Here is a 20,246-nt window from a genome sequence, read left to right on the forward strand (position 1 = left end):
CTTCAAATTGAAATCTATATTATGATAATAAAAATCATATTGTTAAAGGAGATATATTATGAAAAAATTTTTTAATAATCAAGAAAACAAACAATTAACTGTTAATGCTATTATTTTTTTATTTGCTGTTATTTTACTTAGTTTAAGCATTATTTTTTATTTGATTGGCTTATTTGCTCACCCACAATTAGAAAACTTTTTTGCAGACGTATCTAGTATTCTTTTTACTGGCTCAGTCGCAACTGGTATATTATATTTGGTTAAAATAACGTTTGATTCACTTATGCGTTCTGCCAAAAAATAAAAAATGACCCGTTACCATAATAAAGGTAACGGGTCATTTTGTTTAATGATACATTAACTCATCAAATAATTCTTTTAATGTTTGAACTTGTTCTTGATTCCATGGACTATTTCGTCTTAAATTTTGGTACTTATAATCTTGTGTATCAGTTTTAATTTCTTTTTCCATTTCTTTAATTGAATTAAACAGTTCCCTTGCTGAAACACGTAACGCACCTTGAGAAAAAACCACCCACTGCTCTGCCAAATCACTTGTTGCTACACGAACAGTTGATAAAGCATTCATTTTATTGGGAACTTCCCGTTCAATGTATGTGTCTGCTGTTTCTTCTTCTTTTGTAAAAATAACTGTTAAACCATACTTATCATACGTCTGTTGAATACCTGGAACAAGTTGGGCATCAAATACAACGATGATTTCGATTCCTTTATATTTAGCATAATTCGATAGAATAAATAATAACTGATCTCTCGCATCTCCTAATTTATCTAGCTTTTTTAAGCGATTTAATTCAGGCCAAGCACCAATCATATTATAACCATCGACAAAAAGGACTTGATGTTTTAATTTTCGTGTCATATGATGCCCTCCATTGTTTATCTTCTCTTTCTGTATACTTCATACATTAACAAGCCAGCTGCAACACTCGCATTTAGACTTTGTACGTGACCTTCTATTGGAATAGTAATCATTTCATCGACCTCTTTTTTGAGCGCTTGTCCCATACCTTTTCCTTCATTACCAATAATTAAAGCAATGTCTCCTGAAACATTCCAGTGGGTGTAGTCTGTCCCTTCCATATCGGTTCCAAATACCCAAATATTTTCTTTTTTAAGCTCTTTCACTGTTTGAGATAAATTTGTCACACGTGAAATGGGAATATGCTCTACTGCTCCTGTAGACGTCTTAACCACAACTGGTGTCACACCAACTGCACGGTGTTTTGGAATAATAACGCCATCAACATTTACCGCATCAGCTGTCCGTAAAATAGAACCTAAATTATGTGGATCCATAATACTATCTAAAATTAAGAAAAAACGATTTTCTTTTTCTTTTGTTTTTTCCAATAATTCTGATAACGATAGATATTCATATGGGGTGATTTTTAAGACAATCCCTTGATGATTTAATCCATCTACCATTTCATCTAATTTAGATTTTGGTACCCATTTGATAGAAACTATTTTTTCTTGAGCCAACTGTTTAATTTCTTCAATTTTATTTCCTTTAATGTCTTCTTGTAAAAATAGTTTATTCCCTCGATTAGCTTGCAGCGCTTCTATTGTCGCATGTTTTCCTAACACCACATCATCCATTTCTGGTGTTGGTACATCTGCTTCTTGTTGATGTTTTTTATCAAATTTTGGGCGTTGTCTGTCTGGTTTGCGTTTATTTTGTGGTTTTCTCATTATTTTTTTCTCCTATTGTTTGAATACACCATGCAATGACTTCTTCTAAACGTTTCTTTTGTTCTGTTAGGTGTAAATATCCCATCAATGCTTCAAAACCTGTAGATGATCGGTACACAGCAACCGACGTATTTTTGGCACTTGTGTGGCTTTTGGCATTGCGGCCACGTCGATACATATCTTGTTCTTCATCATTTAAAAGTCCTTGTTCCATCATTTGTTCAATCAAATAATGTTGCGCTTTGGCTGATACATAGTGTGTTGCTAAACGGTGTAATTGATTCGGGCGAGTTTGCCCACTTTTCACTAAATAATCACGGATGTATGTTTCATATATAGCATCCCCCACGTAAGCAAGAGTTAATCCACTTAGTAAGGTATAATCTTTTTCATTTGTCATTCACTTCTACTCCATCTTGTTCCTTGAGGGGTATCTTCTAAAATAATCCCTTGTTCTTTTAATAAATCACGTATCTCATCACTTCTAGCAAAGTTTTTTTCTTTACGTGCCGTATTTCTCTCAGAAATTAACGCATCAATATCTTCATCTAATAAATCCTCGCTACTAGCTAGTTCAATACCAAAAATAAGCACTAATTTTTCTAGCGTTTCTTGATAGGCAGATATAACTTCTTTAGAAACCGTCTCTTCTTCTAAGTAACGATTTAAGTGTTTCACTAACTGATAAACTACTGTAATACCATTTGCGGCATTAAAATCATCATCCATCTCTGTAACAAATTCCATCATCAAAGTAGATAATTCTTTTAACCAATCATGATCGTTTTCTAAAGAATCAACTGACGTTTCTAATCGGAAACTCGCATTATTGTAACTACTTTTAATACGTCCTAAATTAGTCGTTGCTTCTTTAATTGTTGTTTCATTGAAAGGCATTGGTCGACGATAATGTGTCGTTGACAAAGCGAAACGTACCACTTCTGGTGACACGTCTTTCATCAAATCATGTGCGGTAATAAAGTTACCAAGTGATTTACTCATTTTCTCACCTGATTCACCGACTGTTAAATAAGCGTTATGCATCCAATAATGAGCAAATGTCTGATCAGTTTTTGCTTCACTTTGAGCAATTTCATTTTCGTGATGAGGAAATTCTAAGTCTTGACCACCTGCGTGGATGTCTATTGTATCACCTAAATGTTTTGTTGCCATCACAGAGCACTCAATGTGCCATCCTGGACGGCCTTTTCCCCATGGAGAATCCCATGAAACCTCATGCTCTTTTGCTTCTTTCCATAAAGCAAAATCTAATGGATCTTCTTTTTTAGCTGATTCATCACCAGTTCTTTGACTAGCCCCAATTTCCAATTCGTCAATGCTTTTATTACTTAACTTTCCATAAGGTTTAAATAGTCGTGTGCGGTAATACACATCTCCTTGTGACTCGTAAGCATAACCTTTATCAATTAAAACAGAAACAAAGTCAATGATATCATCAATATGGTCAACGACACGTGGGTGCAAGCAAGCTGGTTGCACGTTTAATTTACCCGTGTCTTCTTTAAAAGCCTCTATATATTTATCTGCTAATTCTTTCGTTGAAATTCCTTCTTGGTTAGCCGTCTTAATGATTTTATCATCCACATCTGTAAAGTTTGAGACATAATTAACCTTATATCCTCTAAACTCAAAATAACGTCTAACTGTATCAAAAGCGACTGTACTTCTAGCATTTCCTATATGAATGTAATTATAAACAGTCGGACCGCACAAATACATGCTCACTTCATTTGGTTTAATTGGTACAAAATTTTCTTTTTTTCGACTTAATGTATTATATATCTGTATTCCCATATACTTGCTCCTCTCATAGATAAAAAAGAACGTCTTTTAACAAATTGTTTGTTAAAAGACGTTCTCACGTGGTTCCACTTTTCTTCATTCACTTGATACAGTGAATCTTTTTGATAACATAACGTCTATCACACGAGACAAGCTACTTACTTCACTTATCCTACTCAAAGAGGCACTTCACTGATAAATTAACACTTGTTCGCACCCACCACAAGCTCTCTAAAGACAATTTATCACTTACTTTTCTTATCCTTGTATTTCTTTTAATGCTAAATTAATATGTTCTGTTGCTTGCTCTTTACCTAATAAAAGAATCGTTTCTGCTAATTCTGGACCATGCATTTGTCCACTGACTGCTACACGAATTGGCATAAATAATTTTTTACCTTTAGCTCCTGTTTCTTTTTGTACAGCTTTAATCGCTTTTTTAATAGTCGGAACATCAAATTCTTCTAATTCTTTCAATTGAGTTTTAAATGCTTCTAATACTTCTGGCACTTGTTCATCTGATAGGACTTCTTTAGCAGATTCATCAAATGACAATGTATCATTAAAGAATAAACTTGATAATTCAACGATTTCTTTTGCATAACTCATTTGTGGTTGGTAAAGACTCACTAATTCTTCAACCCAAGCTTGTTTTTCAGCGGTTGGATTTTCTTCTACTAATCCTGCTTCAATTAAATAAGGTAAGGCCATTTCTGCCATTGTTTTTCTATCAAGTTGTTTCATGTATTGGTTACTAATCCATTCAAGTTTTTTGTTATCAAAGGCTGCAGGTGATTTACCTAAACGATCTGCATCAAAGATTTTAATCAATTCTTCTTGGCTAAAGATTTCTTCTTCACCAACTGGAGACCAACCTAATAAACTGATAAAGTTAAACATTGCTTCTGGTAAGTAACCTAATTCACGGTATTGTTCGATAAATTGTAGAATCGTTTCATCACGTTTACTTAGTTTTTTACCTGTTTCTGTATTAATGATTAATGTCATATGACCAAATCTTGGTGGTGTCCAACCGAAAGCTTCATAGATCATTAATTGTTTGGGTGTGTTTGCAATATGATCATCCCCACGTAAAACATGCGTAATTTTCATCAAATGATCATCCACGGCTACGGCAAAGTTATACGTCGGCATCCCGTCACGTTTTAAAATGACAAAATCGCCACCTACACTATCAGATTCAAATGTAATGTTTCCTTTTACAATGTCATCAAATGTGTATTCTTCGCCTTTTGGTACTCTAAAACGAACCACTGGTGTGATACCTTCAGCTTCTTTTGCTGCTTGTTGTTCTGGTGTTAAATGAGCACACTTTCCATTATAACGTGGAATTTGACCACGGCTACGTTGGCTTTCACGTTCTGCTTCTAATTCTTCTTCTGTACAGTAGCATTTGTAAGCCAAGTTACTTGCTAATAATTGATCAACTAATGGTTGGTAAATATCTTTTCTTTCGGATTGACGATAAGGACCATATTCACCTGGTTTATCAGGTGACTCATCCCAGTCAATATTTAGCCATGCTAAGTTATCTAACTGACTTTTTTCTCCGTCTTCAATATTACGTTTTTGATCTGTATCCTCAATACGAATAATAAAATCGCCATCATGATGACGAGCAAATAAATAATTAAATAATGCTGTTCTGGCATTTCCTATATGCAAATGACCTGTTGGACTTGGTGCATATCTGACACGTACTTTATTTCCCATGGTATTACCTTCCTTGTTCACGTATTATCGCTTCCTATGCTTTTAGTTTACCTTCATTTACTTAAATAGTAAAGGCACTTTCTTAAGACTTTTTTAACAATTAGTCAGCATTTATCGTTGTTTGAGAATGACTTGGTTTTGCAAAAATCATTCGACCAGCAGCCGTTTGTAATGCACTCGTTACAATAACATTTATTTTCTTGTTCATAAAGTGTTTACCATCTTCAACCACAACCATTGTGCCATCATCTAAATATGCTACACCTTGTTGGCGTTCTGTTCCATCTTTCATTACAACAACATCCATTGTTTCACCAGGTATGACAACTGGTTTAACAGCATTTGCCAAGGCATTAATGTTAAATACTGGGACATTTTGAAATTCACAGACTTTATTAAGATTGTAGTCATTTGTCACGACAATACCATCTAACAATTTAGCTAACTTAATCAATTTACTATCAACTTCTTGAATATCTTCAAAATCGCCTTCATACATTTCAACCGAGATATTTTCTTCTTTTTGTAAGGCGTTTAAGATATCTAACCCTCGACGTCCGCGAACGCGTTTCATACTATCCCCTGAATCCGCAATGTATTGTAATTCATATAAAACAAAATTTGGAATTAATAATGTTCCTTCAATGAACCCAGTTTTAGCTATATCATAAATACGCCCGTCAATAATAACACTGGTATCTAATACTTTGTATTTATGAAAATAATCATCAACTCGACGATCTAAGATGTCCTCTGATACCTTTTTTGATTTTGGCATAAAGAGCTTTTTAAAATCTTCCGTTTTCATTGTTCCAACTCTAAAACCTAAATATCCTGTAATTAACATAATAATTGCCGGAACAATTAAAGGGAGTGAATAAAATGGAACAGAAATAAGTGCCCCTAAGAGTAATCCAATAATTGTACTAATACTTCCGAATAACAAATCTGATAGACTTTGTTCTGTAATAAATTTTTCTATTTTTTTTAAACCTGATACTAAGTATCGCTCAGTTAAAGTCGCAATAATTGCAAAAATAATCGCACCAATAATTCCGTTAGTAATATCGTTATTTAACCAACTAAGTGTTTCTTGATTTGTGGCTTTCCATAGTAATGGGAATAATGCCACACCTAAACTAAATCCAACAATAGCCATCACAATCGCATATATTTTTTTCTGCATACTTATCTTTCCTCCTTTACTTAGGAAAATACTTTAAATAATGTTTCAGATAGTGTTTCAACACCAATCACTTCAATTCCAGTTGGCGGTGTCCACCCTTGCAGATTATTAATAGGAATAAAGACTCGTCTAAATCCTAATTTCTGTGCTTCTCCTACCCGTTGCTCGATACGATTTACTCGTCTAATTTCACCAGTTAACCCAATTTCACCAATAAAACAATCTTGAGGAGAAGTCCCTTTATCTTTGTAACTTGATGCAATACTCACTGCGATGGATAAATCAATCGCTGGTTCATCAAGTTTCACTCCCCCAACTGCTTTTAAATAAGCATCTTGGTTTTGTAATAATAATCCAGCACGTTTTTCTAACACAGCCATAATCAGTGATACACGGTTATAATCAAGACCTGTTGCTGTTCGTTTCGCATTTCCAAAAACAGATGGCGTTACAAGTGATTGAATTTCAGCTAAGATAGGTCGCGTTCCTTCCATTGAACAGACAATCGCTGATCCAGTTGCCCCATCAATTCTCTCTTCCAAGAAAGCTTCAGATGGATTTAACACTTCCACTAAACCAGCTTGTCTCATTTCAAAAATACCTATTTCATTGGTTGAACCAAAACGATTTTTTACAGCACGCAATATTCTAAATGTATGATGTCTGTCTCCTTCAAAATAAAGTACTGTATCTACCATATGTTCAAGCATCCGTGGCCCTGCAAGTGAGCCTTCTTTGGTCACGTGTCCTACAATGAAGATGGCAATATTGTTTGTTTTAGCAATTTGCATCAACTCAGCCGTATTCGCTCGAACTTGACTCACACTTCCAGCAGCACTTTCCGTTTCCGGATGAACCATTGTCTGAATCGAATCAATAATCACATAGTCTGGTGTCAATTGCTCGATAACTTGTTTAATGCGACCCATATCCGTTTCTGGATAAACATAAAAATCATTTGTTCCATCAGCCAACCGTTCTGCACGCATTTTAATCTGTTGCGAACTCTCTTCACCAGAGACGTATAATACATTTCCTTTTAACAGACTAAGTTGTTGAGATACTTGTAGTAATAGTGTTGATTTTCCAATACCAGGATCCCCACCAATTAAGACCATTGAGCCTGGAACAACCCCCCCGCCTAATACTCTATTTAATTCACCTAATTGTGTTTTTATACGCCGTTCTTTTTGTGTAGCGACTTCTTTTAACTTTTGCGGTTTACTCATTTCACCCGTCAAACTTACTCGACTATGCCTAGTGGGGGTATCTGAGGAAATTTCTTCCACTAATGTATTCCATTCACCACAATTAGGACAACGACCCAGATACTTTGGAGAGATATAACCACACGTTTGACAAACAAACTCATTTCTCTTTTTTTTTGCCACAAAATCATCCTTATCCTACAATTTTTAGTTCCTTATAAAATAAAATACTTATAAACGTATTTTAACATAAATTGTCCGATTCTAATAAAAACTGCGACTCTTTAGAAAATTATTTACCAGACGACCCAAATCCACCTGTCCTCTGCGTTTGTACTAAATCATTGTCTGCTTTTAAGAATGGTAAAAAAATGCCTTGAGCGATACGATCTCCTTTTTTAATCTGCTTGTCAGTTAAGCCAAAGTTTAGTAGCTGAATCATGATATGCCCTTCATTATCTGGATTATCATAATAGTCACTGTCTATAACTCCCACACCATTTGTCAAAACTAAAAAATTTTTTAACGGGTTGCTTGAGCGATTGGCAATCTGTAAAAACTCATCATCCCCCATATAAGATTTCACACCTGTTGGAACAAGTGTTGATTTTAACTCTTTTTGCATATCAGCATCAACCAATATATCTTCTTTTGATAATATAGCCTTTAATACTTTCGCAATTCCTTGTTTCCAAATACTTGGAATCACAATATCAACAGCTGATTCAAAATCATATCCTGCTGCATTTTTTGTTGCTCTTTTTGGTAGATTGATATTCTCAAATGTTGATACTTTTTCAAATCCTCTTACTTTATTCATGTGTTACCTTCCTTTATCTTTTGATTTCTTTAATCCTAACCGAAAAATAGACAAATAAAAAGAGTAAAAATAAATCTTACTCTTTCTTTTATAAATTATGTAATTCATCATCATCTTCATCAAATTCTTCAACTGGCACTTGTTTTAATGTTACTTTGTTTCGCTTAGGTTGAATAACAAGTGGAACATATTCTGTAATCACATCACTATATTCCAACCCATACCATTTAGCAGGGTCAACTGCTCGTCGTTTGATTCCTAATTTTGCTTGCATCACTAAAGTATCTAACCAATTCAACTCTGTTACACGGGATAATTCTTCACGTATTAAAACAAATGAAAAATCTCCTGTATCTCTTCCTGGTGTAATAGAATATTTTTGTGGTTGTTTCGGTAGTTTTCCTTCGTTCATTAAATCATGTACAATTTGTCTTAGATAGACGTTAACTTCCTGTGGCATTTTAAATCCTAAACGAAGTTGGACATTGACAATATAATCAGTATCCATCATATCCACATAATATTCTTTGGTATACGGTTCATCTGTCACAAAGACATTAACGAACCAATAAACTTTCGCACGTTTTGGGCTTTTGTCTAATATTGAATACATAATTTCTCTACTAATCAGGTGCCCCTTTATTTTAGAAGTTAAAAAGACTAAATTTGTTTGTAACTGTGGCCAATCCGTGTCATCTCTTAACTCACCTAATTGTCCTTTATAATCATATAAAGAGATACGTTTTGATGTTGCCTCTGTAATCATATTACCTCGATGCCAAATTAACATGATCAAGAAAATAACTAACGCCATACCTAAAGCAACGTAACCTCCGTGCATAAACTTAGATGCACTAGAAACAAAAAAGATACTCTCAATCGTTCCAAAAAAGATAAAAATCAGGTACGCTAAAGATTTTGGTGTTCCCTCTTGTAATAAATATACAAGCAACAAAATAGTTGTCATTAACATCGTAATCGTAATAGCTAAGCCATAAGCTGCTTCCATTCGAGCAGATGTTCGGAAACCAAAAACAATGGCTAAACAACCCACCATTAACATATTATTAATAGCTGGAATATATAATTGTCCTTTTTGATCAGTCGGATAAATAATTTTCATTCTTGGTAATAGACGTAACTTAATTGCCTCAGAAGCTAATGTATAAGAGCCAGAAATCAATGATTGTGACGCAATAATAGCAGCTACTGTTGCAAAGATAACACCAATAATAGTTAATGATTGTGGCATCATTCTAAAAAACGGATTCAACATACCGATATCTTGATATTCCGGTAAATCTTTCACACGAATAATCCAAGCAGCTTGACCAAAGTAATTTAATACCAAACATACTTTAATATACGGCCAACTAACACGAATATTGTTTCTACCGGCATGACCTAAATCAGAATATAAAGCTTCGGCCCCTGTTGTCGCTAGAAATACACTACCTAAAATTAAAATACCTAATTTATTTTCTTCAGAGAATAGTAGATGAACAGCATAATAAGGATTTAATGCACGAATCACAGATAAATTCCCCATAAAATTAGATAAACCAATCAAACCAATGAATGTAAACCAGCCAAACATAATTGGACCAAAAGCTGTCCCCACTTTTTTAGTACCTAAACGTTGAACCATAAAAAGGGAAAAGATAATAATAACTGTTATAATCACAATGATTTGCTGGCTATCACCAAACACATTATGGAAAGAGGGAATTCCTCGAAGGCCTTCAACAGCTGTTGTAACCGTTACAGCAGGAGTTAATATACCATCTGCCAGTAAAGTGGCTCCTCCTAGCATAGCCGGATATAATAAATATCGACTATTTTTTCTAACTAATGTGAAAAGTGAAAAAATACCACCTTCACCGTGGTTATCTGCATTCAATGCAATCATGACATATTTTATTGTGGTTAATAAAGTTAATGTCCAAAAAACTAGTGATACTGCACCTAAGATAAAAGTTTCTGAAACATGCTCTAACCCACCATTACCATCAACAATGGCTTTCATGACATATAATGGACTAGTACCAATATCGCCATAGACAACTCCCATTGCAACAAGCGTTCCACCTAGCGTAAATCGATCAATTGCTTGTGGATTACATTTTTGACTCACCTTTTTCACTCCTTTTCTCTTTAAAAAGTTAGTATTCATGACAATCATATACTCATTTTTTTTAAAGTCAACACTAATTTTCAAAAATCATTTTCTATTAGTGGAAACACAATTAAAAATGCGTTATTATAGCAAGCATAGGCACTTAAAAAATAGCCATTAAACAAAAAAGAGGGATTATTTTGAGCAGAAAAACATTATTAAAAAAAAGTAAGCGACTTGTTATAAAAGTTGGAACAAGCTCTCTTGTTCTACCCAATTCCGAAATAAATTTACGTGCTATTGATCAATTAGCTTTTACCTTATCTTCTTTAAGACAACTTGGATATGAGGTTATCTTGGTTTCTTCAGGTGCAATTGGTGTTGGAATGAACTTATTAGGATTAGAAAAACGACCTGAGACTATCGCTAAACAACAGGCTGTTGCAGCGATTGGTCAATCTGAATTAATCAAGATATACACTCAACGATTTACTTCTTATCACCAACAATCAGCCCAAGTCTTACTCACTCGTGATGTCATCGATTTTCCAACAAGTAGACAAAATGTTATTAATACATTTGAGGAGTTATTAACTATGGGGGTTATCCCAATCGTAAACGAAAATGACAGTGTCTCCGTAGATGAACTTGATCACTTAACAAAATTCGGTGATAATGATCAACTATCTGCTATTGTTTGTAAATTAGCTCAAGCAGACTTACTCCTAATGCTTTCAGACATTGATGGTTTTTATAGTGATAATCCTCATACTAATCCAGATGCTATACTGTACTCTCATATCACAGAAATTACAGAAATGATGGAAGACGCGGCTAGAGGTAAAGGGAGCGTTTTTGGAACTGGTGGTATGACAAGCAAATTAAAAGCAGCAAAGCGTGTGTTAGATAATCAATCACAAATGATTTTAGCTAGCGGTAAAGATCCTGCTATTTTATTCGACATTTTAGAGGGAAAAGAAGTAGGTACACTATTTTCAAATTAACTAGAACTTATAAAGGAGGGGTTTTAAATGACACTATTAGAAACATTGGGTAAACAAGCAACTAAATCGGCCTTTTTCTTGAATAATGCCACAACAAAAGAAAAAAATAATGCACTAAAATCTATCATCGAAATGCTAGATAGAGATATGGAAATTATCTTAGCAGCAAATGAAAAAGATATTGAATTAGCTAATAAAAATGGGATTCCTGAAACCATGATTGACAGGCTACTTCTCACAAAAGAACGAATTAATACGATGCAACACGACATTCAGACAACTATTGATTTAGACGACCCAATAGGAAAAGTTGATCATATGTGGCGAAACGAAGATAATTTATTAATTGGAAAACAACGAGTTCCATTGGGCGTTATCGGTATGATTTATGAATCAAGACCGAACGTTACAACAGATGCATCAGCTCTTGCTTTAAAATCAGGTAATGCCATCATCTTACGCGGAGGAAAAGAGGCTTTTTACTCTAATCAAGCACTTGTTCAATCGATTCAACAGGCTTTAGAGTTAGTTGATTTTCCAAAAGATTGTGTTCAATTCATTGATGATACTTCAAGAGAAACAGCAACAAAATTCATGCAATTATCAGATTATCTAGATGTTCTAATCCCTCGTGGTGGTGCGAACTTAATTCAATCTGTGGTTAAAAATGCCACTGTCCCTGTTATTGAAACTGGAACTGGAAACTGTCATGTATATGTTGATAAACACGCCAATTTAACTATGGCAAAAGATATTGTAATTAACGGTAAGTGTCAACGTCCTTCAGTATGCAATGCGACAGAATCACTTTTAGTGAACGCGACTATTGCTAAGAAATTTTTTGAACTGGTGTCCCCTGAATTTGAAGCCAATCATGTTAAATTAAGAGTAGACCAAGCATCTTTGGTTTACCTACCTTCTGCTACACTTGCAACAGAGGAAGATTTTGCCACAGAATTTAATGACCTAATCTTATCAGTAAAAATCGTCAATAATCTAGATGACGCTATCCAGCATATTAACCATTACGGAACGAAACATTCCGAAGTGATTGTAACAGACAGCTATCAGCACTCTCAAAAATTTATTCAACAAATTGACGCAGCCGCTGTTTACGTCAACGCATCTTCTCGCTTTACTGATGGTAGCGTATTTGGATTTGGTGGAGAAATTGGCATTAGCACACAAAAATTACACGCTAGAGGTCCAATGGGCTTAAATGAATTAACTACCACAAAATATATCATCTTTGGGGAAGGTCAAACTAGACGTTAAAATCTTATCTAGGAGGATAAAAAACGACTATGTTATCAAACATGAAAAAAACATTTAAAACAAGTGGTAAATTCGGACTTCTTGCTTTTATCGTCCCAGTTTTGGTTATGATAGGCGTTTATTTAAGTTTAGGTATTTATCCTGGCAGTACTAGAAGTGTCTTGGCTAGCGATGCTTTTTCACAATTTTCTAATTTTCATGCTAGTTTTAACAACGTTTTACATGGTAAACAAAGTATCTTTTATACTTGGAATGCTTCTTTAGGACTCAATTACTGGTCTCTTATTTCTTACTATTTGGGCGGTATCTTTACACCGATTGTTTTCTTTTTTAATAATCAAAATATTCCAGATGCTCTTTATTTATTAACTTTATTAAAAATAGGAACAGCTGGATTATCCTTTTGGTACTACTCAAAAGAAACTTATAAATTACCAAATCTATCACATGTTACATTAGCTATTTGTTATTCGCTCATGTCTTTTGCAACCGCACACTCTGAGTTGATTATGTGGTTAGATATTTTTATGTACATCCCTCTAATTTTTTTAGGTATCAACCGAATACTAGATAAGGGAAAATCTGCTTTACTGTTTGTTTCTTACTTTCTTTTATTTGTATCTAATTTTTACTTTGGTTTTATGGTAGGATTATTTTCGTTCCTTTATTTCGTTGCTCGTGTTGCCATAAACGCATCTTTTTATAAAAAGCGAATCATCCCTTATCTGACAACCTCTATCTTAGCTGGGATAGCTTCGATGGTGATGATTTTGCCAGCCGTATTTGATTTAAGATCTAATGGTGAGACACTATCTGCTATAGGTCATCTTAAAACAGAAGCAACGGCTTTTTGGGATATTGTGATTAAAAATATGATTGGGGTTTTTGATACCACAAAATATGGCTCAATTCCTTTTATTTATGTCGGGCTATTGCCATTAATTTTTTGTCTCTTTTATTTTTGTAGCGAAAAAAATAAAACAAAAAATAAAATAGCTTATGCAGGTTTATTTATTATTCTAATTTTAAGTTTTTATATTGAACCTCTTAATTTATTTTGGCATGGTATGCATGCTCCTAACATGTTTTTATTTAGATACAGTTTTTTATTTTCATCCCTTGTCGTCATACTTGCTGGCTATGGTTGGGAAAAATTTTCTAAATCAGATATGCCCTTAATGATTGTCATCGTCCTTTCTTTAGCAGTGTTATTTTCTATCGCTTTCTTTGCATCAAGTAAAGATAGTTACACTTATGTAACTCTAGGACAATATATCCTAACTATTCTATTTTTAGGATTATATTTAGCAAGCATGTATTTTTATTATGGAAATCAGTTACCTAAACACACATTCGTCTTTTTGCTTCTTTTAATAGTAGCTGGTGAAGCTTATATTAATACATCTTTTATGTTAAATGGCATTTTAAACGATTGGAATTACGCTTCTCGTAGCTTGTATTCAGAACCTTACCCAGATTATAAAGCACTAGTTGACAAAGCTAATAACTCTAATAAAAAATCATTTAGTCGTTTAGAATCTCTTTCACCCATCTCAAGCAATGATGGCTTTAATTATGGATATAGTGGTATTAGCATGTTTTCTTCTATTAGAAATAGACATTCTTCTGCCTTACTAAATGAACTAGGATTTCGTTCTCGAGGAACTAGTTTAAACATACGATATCAAAATAATACACTGTTAATGGATAGTCTAATGGGAATTAAATATAATATCAGCAATCAGGATGTCTTAAAATATGGATTCAATCCAACAAATAGCCAAGGAAAATATACCCTGTATACAAATGATAATGCTCTACCTTTAGGGATACTAACAAATGATGATTTGTATAAATTAAAACTGCCAGCAAGAGATAATTTAGGTGCTCAAACAACATTGATTAACCAGTTAGCAGATTTAAATGATGTCTACTACACTTTTACTAATCCAACAGTTGTCAGTACACAAAATGCTCAAATAACCAATTTACCAAATAATCGTGTGGCGATTAAAGAACAAAAATCAAATGAAGCAAAAGTAGTCACATATCAAGTCAGTGTACCAGCTGGTAAACAAGCTTACTTTAGCCTTTTTCCAAATAATTTTGGCGATTTAAAAAGTTCTAATGCTAAAATTACTACGCAAAACGTTAGCTATGAAACACAAATTGGTATCACAGGTCAATATTACAATTTAGGGTATTTCAAAGAAGATGCCATTGTCGAATTCTCAGTTTCTTTTTATGGTACAGATACCATTGAATTAATCAATCCACCTGTTGTCTTACTAGATATTCCTAAATTTGATGCTGCTATTAAATCTATGGAAACAAAAGGAGTGGATTTCAAAGTCAACGGTAGAAAAGCCACAGCTCATGTAGAAACGCCTGAAGAACAAGTTGTATTTACAACTATCCCTTATGATAAAGGTTGGACAGTAAAAATAGACAACAAGAAAGTAGCCATAAAAGATTTTCAAGACGGTTTTCTGACATTTACTGTACCAAAAGGTAACCATGAAATTGAGCTAAGTTTCCTACCTCCAGGCTTTATAATTGGTGTCATATGTTTTATTAGTGCTACAGGAGCATTTATTTTATACTATCGTTTAATGAAAACAAAAAAAAGAAAAAAGACTTTAATTAAATAGGGTAACAAAACATCCTGTCCATTAGTTTGGAGAGGATGTTTTGTTATCTTTTTCTTTTTCTCTAGCAACGATTTGATTAATCTCTTCTAACATACTTTTCTCGTAATCTTCATCGTGAACTTTTCCTGTCATAAAGACAAATAACAAATTTTGAATATCCGTTCCATCCGTTTTCTTATTGTTAATTAACCACTTTTTATCGTCATCTTTTTTAAAGTAAATGTTAATGCTTATAGGTTCTATAATACTCATTGATTGCTCTAATGATTCGTAATAAGCAGTCGTCACTAGATGTTTCGCATTAACTGAACCTATATCAATGTTATCTTGATTATCTAATAATTTAGCCATCATCATTGCAACAAGTCGAGCATAATCAAATCCTTTAATATGATACGTCACTTTAAGCTCACCTTTTGATTGTTCATCAAGAGTATATGTGTAACTTGTTGTTTCCCTCACCTTATCAATTAATGATCTCGATATATCTTCTCTTTCACTTTGAGACAATTTTCCTGATATTGGTTCAAAAACTGTTGCAAAATTTTTTTCTAAATCTTCTTCAACTTCTTTTGATCGTTCATTAAATCGTTTGCTATCAGAAAATTTTTCTTTATATTCGTCCAAATCGGTATTGTATAAAAGTCGATTAGCAAATAAAGTAGCTATTTCGTCTATATTATCCTTATTAGAAGAACAACTGGAAAGAAAGAATAGCAATAGTGTACTTAATAATAAAAACCAGCATCTTTTGTCTTTCAACATGATTTTTCACTCCTATTACTTACATTCTTTTATGGTTAGTTTACCATATATCTTCCAAAAAAGAATTTTTTATTTAATTCGTATCTTTTTAAAGGAGGTGCTTATATGATATTTTTTTTAATTTTTTTATTCAATATAATGTCGTATATCTTTTTAACATACGTATCATTTTTACCAACTGACAAAAAGATAAACCTTTTTAATAAACATCATCGCTACTTATTTTTTATTGGAAGTTCGATTATTTATCTACTATTGTTAACAACAAAATTATCTATGGTAATGATTCTACTTATCATTATGGGAGTTTATTTATCTATTATTGATTTTTACTACTATGTTGTTGATCCATATCTATCTGTCTTGTTTATAATAGGTCTACTCACTCTTTATCCATCAATAAATAAGTTATTACCTTTATATGTCTTATTGTTCTTTTTATTACTTAGTTATTTGATGCCAAAAAAGTTAGGATTTGGTGATATCAAATTACTTGTCTACTGGTCAGTCTTTCTATCTCCAATACAACTTCTATGGTTAATATTTATTGCTTCGTTTATAGGAATACTCTATATTATGTTATATCAATTATTAACAAGCCATCCCCTTACAAAAATAGCCTTTGTCCCATTTTTAACCATCGCTTTAACTATTGTACTATTAATAATTTAATACGTTTTACGCCATTTGTTTGTTCTATTTTCAGCAAAATCAATCATTTGAAATAAGATAAATGCCACCAAACTTAGCGCTAAAATTCCACTATACATGTCTAAATAATCTAACCTTCCCCATGCATCCATAATGAAAAAACCTAATCCGTAACTTGTCCCATATACTTCTGTAAAAAATAAAATAGCAATCGCTGTTCCTAACGCTATCCTTACGGCATTTAAAATGGCAGAATATGCTGCAGGTAACGTAATTTTACAAAACTGTTGAAATTGACTCGCACCTAGTACATACAAATGATGATAGTAACTTTTTGGAATCGACTTAACACCATCTCTCACAGATAAAATAACTTGAAACACAATAATCAACACTAATAAGATAATTTTAGAGGCATTTCCTAATCCAAATAACAACATAATAATTGGCAACAAGGCAATCTTAGGAATGGGATAAGTCAAATAAACAATTGGATCCAACAATTGATTTATTTTGGGAAAACGTCCCATCAAAAGCCCTATAATTAATCCTATCAAAACAGCAATCAGCATAGCCCAAAACAGACGAACCAAACTATTATATGTATGTAGCCATAATACTTGTGGCTCGATAACCATTAAGTGTCGATACACCGCAAACGGTGTGGGTAACATGTTTTTATTTAATATCACACTTGCTAACCACCATAAAATAGTTAAAAAAATAAATGCTAGAATCGCATGTGTCACTTTTGATACACTTTTTCTCATGCTTTTTCCATTGCTCCTCTCACTTGTTTAATGGTGTCATAAAATAGTGGTGATAACCTTTTTTCTTTCAACGGGATCGAAAAGCTACTATTCTCTATAACAGCTGATACTCTTCCTGGTTTACCAGATAATAAGACTATCTTACTTGCCATAAATACAGCCTCTTCTACATCGTGAGTAATTAAAATAGCCGGGGCTTTTTCTTTATCCCACTGGGTTAAAAATAAACTTTGCATGTGTTCTCGTGTTAGTGCATCTAAAGCAGAAAAAGGCTCATCTAATAAAAAAATGTCTGGTGTCACAAGCATCGCTCTAGCAATAGCAACGCGTTGTTGTTGTCCACCACTCAGTTGGTTAGGGTAACGTAATAGTAATTCCCCCAGTCCTAATTCGCTTACCAAATGATCTAACTGATTAGATATTGTTTTTCCAGATAATTTTCGAACAGATACTCCAAGTAATATATTCTCTTTTACTGTTTCCCAAGGTAATAATCCATAATTTTGTGGTATCCAGGCTATTTTATGATGTTTTGGATTAATATCTGCCCTATCCAATGTAATCGTTCCTTGATACTGTTGGTGCAACGTTGTAATGGCATTAAGTAACGTCGATTTTCCCGTCCCACTTGGACCAATTAACGCGACAACTTCTCCCTTAGAAACAGTAAAAGAGATGTCATCTAAAATCAACGGTGCTCCTCCATAAGACGCACTGACGTTTTCAATGGTTAACATCTCTTTCACCTCTATACTTATTTAACGAGTAAATCACTCATAACATCTGTTTGATTGTATTTTTTTTTATAAATACCTTCTTTTTTTGACCAGTTAAATGCCTTTTCTACTTGTTTACCATCTATTTGTTCGGCATGAACATATTTAGGTAATGTCACATCTTTTTTAATGTCATCCGTAAAACCAATTTTTTCTTTTAACACATCATAATAATCATCCAAATCATGATTATTAACATAATCAACACCTTTATTATAGGCACGGTAAAAAGCTTCAATGGCTTCTTCATTATTGGTTAGTGATTCATTTGTAAAACCAAAAACAGTTGACTGAATACCTAACTCATTACTATTCGTTAATTCTTTTAATCCTTGCGACAACCCAATCGTTCTAAAAGGTTCAGGTACCACTGTAGCATCTATTTTATGATTTAGTGTTAACTCAACTCTGACTGGAATTTGCGGTACTTCTTCAAACCCGACTTCATTAACAGATAAGTCATGCGTTTTTAATGCTTCATCTAAAAAATAATAAGGTGCTTGATTTTTAGCGTAACCCACTTTTTTTCCTTTTAAATCATTTATTGTGTTAATACTATCATTTCCAGTTAAAACAGAAAAAGTCCCGATTGATTGACTAACCACTTTGACATCCATATCACCTTGTCTATATGTGCTCAGCGCAATCAAATCTGTATTAGCTCCATCTAGATGACCACTTGTTAAAGCCGCATCACGGTCTTTTGGTGACTTAAAACTACTTAATGCTAAATTAAGACCTTCATCTTTGAAGTATCCTTCTTTTTCAGCAATGTAAACTGGTAAACTATCAACTGCGGGCATAGCGCCAAAACTCAAAGTCAATAATTCTTTTTTAGCTGATTCATCTGTTTGTTTTTGATTTGTGTTCTCTTTTGTGCCACAACTTGCCAATAGACCAATTGCCATAACTGATATTAAACTAATCCAACCTAACTTCTTCTTCAATGAAAAAAACTCCCTTATACTATTTATCTACTAGTATAAAATATCACAAAACATCATAATACACCATAGTATGACTAGTTTCCTTCAACATCTGCCCAATACACGCTCGCTTGTTTTTCCCAATAAGTTTTATCTTCGTCTGTAATGGGACGGAGCACTCTACAAGGATTTCCTGCTGCTACAGTGTTAGATGGAATATTCTTTGTCACTACTGCACCCGATCCTATGACACAATTATCTCCAATCGTCACACCAGGATTAACAATAACCCCGCCACCTAACCAGACATTATTTCCAATCGTGATAGGCGAACCTAACTCTAATCCAGATACTCTTACTTGTGCATCAATTGGGTGTGAAGCAGTCAATAAACTAACTCGTGGTCCAAACATCGTATTATCCCCAATAGTAATAGGACAAACATCTAACATAATGCAATCAAAATTAGCGTAAAACCTTTCTCCAACTGAAATATGTTTTCCATAATCACATTTAAAATTAGGTTCTATATAGACTTTTTCTCCTGTTTTTCCTAACCATTCTTTCAGTAAAGTGGCTCTTTTTTCTGCTTCGAATTCACTTGTTTGGTTGTATTCACGCATTAAACGACGACTTCTCATAAATAACTCTCTTAACTCTGTCTCGCCACTACCAGGATAGTACAGTTCTCCATTAATCATACGCTCTCGTTGTGTTTTCATATAAACCTCCGTAATTTTATTTAATAAATTTATTTAAACAAATTATAAAAGATAATTCAATTAACGAATAATTAATAACGGTTTTTCAGATTATTTTCAAAACTATTCTTCATAATTTCATCA

The 20,246-nt window shown here is 33.5% G+C and carries 19 protein-coding genes and 1 other annotated feature; of the genes, 5 read left to right on the forward strand and 14 right to left on the reverse strand.

The window, feature by feature from the left end; translation table 11 throughout:
- Positions 1-58: 58 nt before the first annotated feature.
- A complete protein-coding gene (locus MN581_RS07095) occupies positions 59-304 on the forward strand; it encodes a hypothetical protein (RefSeq protein WP_117973390.1) in 246 nt (81 codons plus the stop codon).
- A gap of 42 nt (positions 305-346) precedes the next feature.
- Here the strand turns inward: MN581_RS07095 and MN581_RS07100 are convergent, their stop codons facing one another.
- From MN581_RS07100 to MN581_RS07140, 9 genes are all read right to left on the reverse strand, one after another.
- A complete protein-coding gene (locus tag MN581_RS07100; RefSeq protein WP_117973391.1) occupies positions 347-883 on the reverse strand; it encodes an NYN domain-containing protein in 537 nt (178 codons plus the stop codon).
- A gap of 17 nt (positions 884-900) precedes the next feature.
- On the reverse strand, positions 901-1,716 hold the full coding sequence (gene rlmB, locus MN581_RS07105) for a 23S rRNA (guanosine(2251)-2'-O)-methyltransferase RlmB (protein WP_241699500.1): 816 nt from the start codon (positions 1,714-1,716) through the stop codon (positions 901-903).
- Positions 1,697-2,116, reverse strand: a complete 420-nt coding sequence (locus tag MN581_RS07110; protein WP_117973393.1) for a Mini-ribonuclease 3 — start codon at positions 2,114-2,116, stop codon at positions 1,697-1,699. The genes rlmB and MN581_RS07110 overlap by 20 nt, the downstream gene beginning before the upstream one ends.
- Positions 2,113-3,531, reverse strand: coding sequence for a cysteine--tRNA ligase (cysS, locus tag MN581_RS07115; protein ID WP_117973394.1), 1,419 nt, complete (start codon positions 3,529-3,531; stop codon positions 2,113-2,115). Before cysS ends, MN581_RS07110 begins: the two co-directional genes overlap by 4 nt.
- Positions 3,532-3,582: 51 nt before the next feature.
- Positions 3,583-3,793, reverse strand: a binding site (T-box leader).
- Positions 3,778-5,253, reverse strand: a complete 1,476-nt coding sequence (gene gltX, locus MN581_RS07120) for a glutamate--tRNA ligase (protein WP_117973395.1) — start codon at positions 5,251-5,253, stop codon at positions 3,778-3,780. (Overlaps the previous feature by 16 nt.)
- Positions 5,254-5,353: 100 nt before the next feature.
- Positions 5,354-6,439, reverse strand: coding sequence for a PIN/TRAM domain-containing protein (locus MN581_RS07125; protein ID WP_117973396.1), 1,086 nt, complete (start codon positions 6,437-6,439; stop codon positions 5,354-5,356).
- A gap of 20 nt (positions 6,440-6,459) precedes the next feature.
- Positions 6,460-7,830, reverse strand: a complete 1,371-nt coding sequence (gene radA, locus MN581_RS07130; protein ID WP_117973397.1) for a DNA repair protein RadA — start codon at positions 7,828-7,830, stop codon at positions 6,460-6,462.
- Between the two features lie 109 nt (positions 7,831-7,939).
- Positions 7,940-8,467, reverse strand: a complete 528-nt coding sequence (locus MN581_RS07135; RefSeq protein WP_117973398.1) for a dUTP diphosphatase — start codon at positions 8,465-8,467, stop codon at positions 7,940-7,942.
- Positions 8,468-8,555: 88 nt separating this feature from the next.
- Positions 8,556-10,538 carry a KUP/HAK/KT family potassium transporter gene (locus MN581_RS07140; protein WP_241699521.1) on the reverse strand — a complete coding sequence of 661 codons (1,983 nt, stop codon included), beginning with the start codon at positions 10,536-10,538 and terminating at the stop codon, positions 8,556-8,558.
- A 245-nt stretch (positions 10,539-10,783) separates the two neighbouring features.
- Between MN581_RS07140 and proB the strand changes: the two genes are divergently transcribed.
- From proB to MN581_RS07155, 3 genes are read left to right on the forward strand one after another with little or no spacing between them, the layout of a single operon-like run.
- Entirely contained in the window at positions 10,784-11,587 is an 804-nt protein-coding gene (gene proB, locus MN581_RS07145) for a glutamate 5-kinase (RefSeq protein ID WP_241699501.1), read from the forward strand.
- Positions 11,588-11,614: 27 nt separating this feature from the next.
- The gene (locus MN581_RS07150) at positions 11,615-12,862 is read left to right on the forward strand and encodes a glutamate-5-semialdehyde dehydrogenase (protein WP_117973400.1); all 1,248 of its coding nucleotides are present in this window, start codon (positions 11,615-11,617) and stop codon (positions 12,860-12,862) included.
- A 29-nt stretch (positions 12,863-12,891) separates the two neighbouring features.
- Complete coding sequence (locus tag MN581_RS07155; protein WP_241699502.1) at positions 12,892-15,513, forward strand: YfhO family protein; 2,622 nt, start codon at positions 12,892-12,894, stop codon at positions 15,511-15,513.
- 21 nt (positions 15,514-15,534) lie between these two features.
- Here MN581_RS07155 and MN581_RS07160 read toward each other — a convergent pair whose 3' ends face one another.
- Complete coding sequence (locus MN581_RS07160; RefSeq protein WP_117973402.1) at positions 15,535-16,278, reverse strand: hypothetical protein; 744 nt, start codon at positions 16,276-16,278, stop codon at positions 15,535-15,537.
- Between the two features lie 105 nt (positions 16,279-16,383).
- Here MN581_RS07160 and MN581_RS07165 point away from each other — a divergent pair, with 105 nt between their 5' ends.
- Positions 16,384-16,950, forward strand: a complete 567-nt coding sequence (locus tag MN581_RS07165; RefSeq protein WP_117973403.1) for a prepilin peptidase — start codon at positions 16,384-16,386, stop codon at positions 16,948-16,950.
- On the opposite strand, the gene MN581_RS07170 is transcribed toward MN581_RS07165, so the two are convergent.
- The 4 genes from MN581_RS07170 to MN581_RS07185 all read right to left on the reverse strand — a co-directional run bounded on the left by MN581_RS07170 (position 16,947) and on the right by MN581_RS07185 (position 20,123).
- Complete coding sequence (locus MN581_RS07170) at positions 16,947-17,699, reverse strand: ABC transporter permease (RefSeq protein ID WP_241699503.1); 753 nt, start codon at positions 17,697-17,699, stop codon at positions 16,947-16,949. The two genes, MN581_RS07165 and MN581_RS07170, sit on opposite strands and share 4 nt — an antisense overlap.
- Entirely contained in the window at positions 17,696-18,436 is a 741-nt protein-coding gene (locus MN581_RS07175; RefSeq protein WP_241699504.1) for an ABC transporter ATP-binding protein, read from the reverse strand. The genes MN581_RS07170 and MN581_RS07175 overlap by 4 nt, the downstream gene beginning before the upstream one ends.
- 17 nt (positions 18,437-18,453) lie before the next feature.
- On the reverse strand, positions 18,454-19,422 hold the full coding sequence (locus MN581_RS07180; protein ID WP_241699505.1) for an ABC transporter substrate-binding protein: 969 nt from the start codon (positions 19,420-19,422) through the stop codon (positions 18,454-18,456).
- Positions 19,423-19,496: 74 nt separating this feature from the next.
- Complete coding sequence (locus MN581_RS07185; RefSeq protein WP_241699506.1) at positions 19,497-20,123, reverse strand: sugar O-acetyltransferase; 627 nt, start codon at positions 20,121-20,123, stop codon at positions 19,497-19,499.
- Positions 20,124-20,246 lie beyond the last annotated feature (123 nt).

Source organism: Vagococcus sp. CY53-2 (genome assembly GCF_022604695.1).
Lineage (GTDB): Bacteria > Bacillota > Bacilli > Lactobacillales > Vagococcaceae > Vagococcus.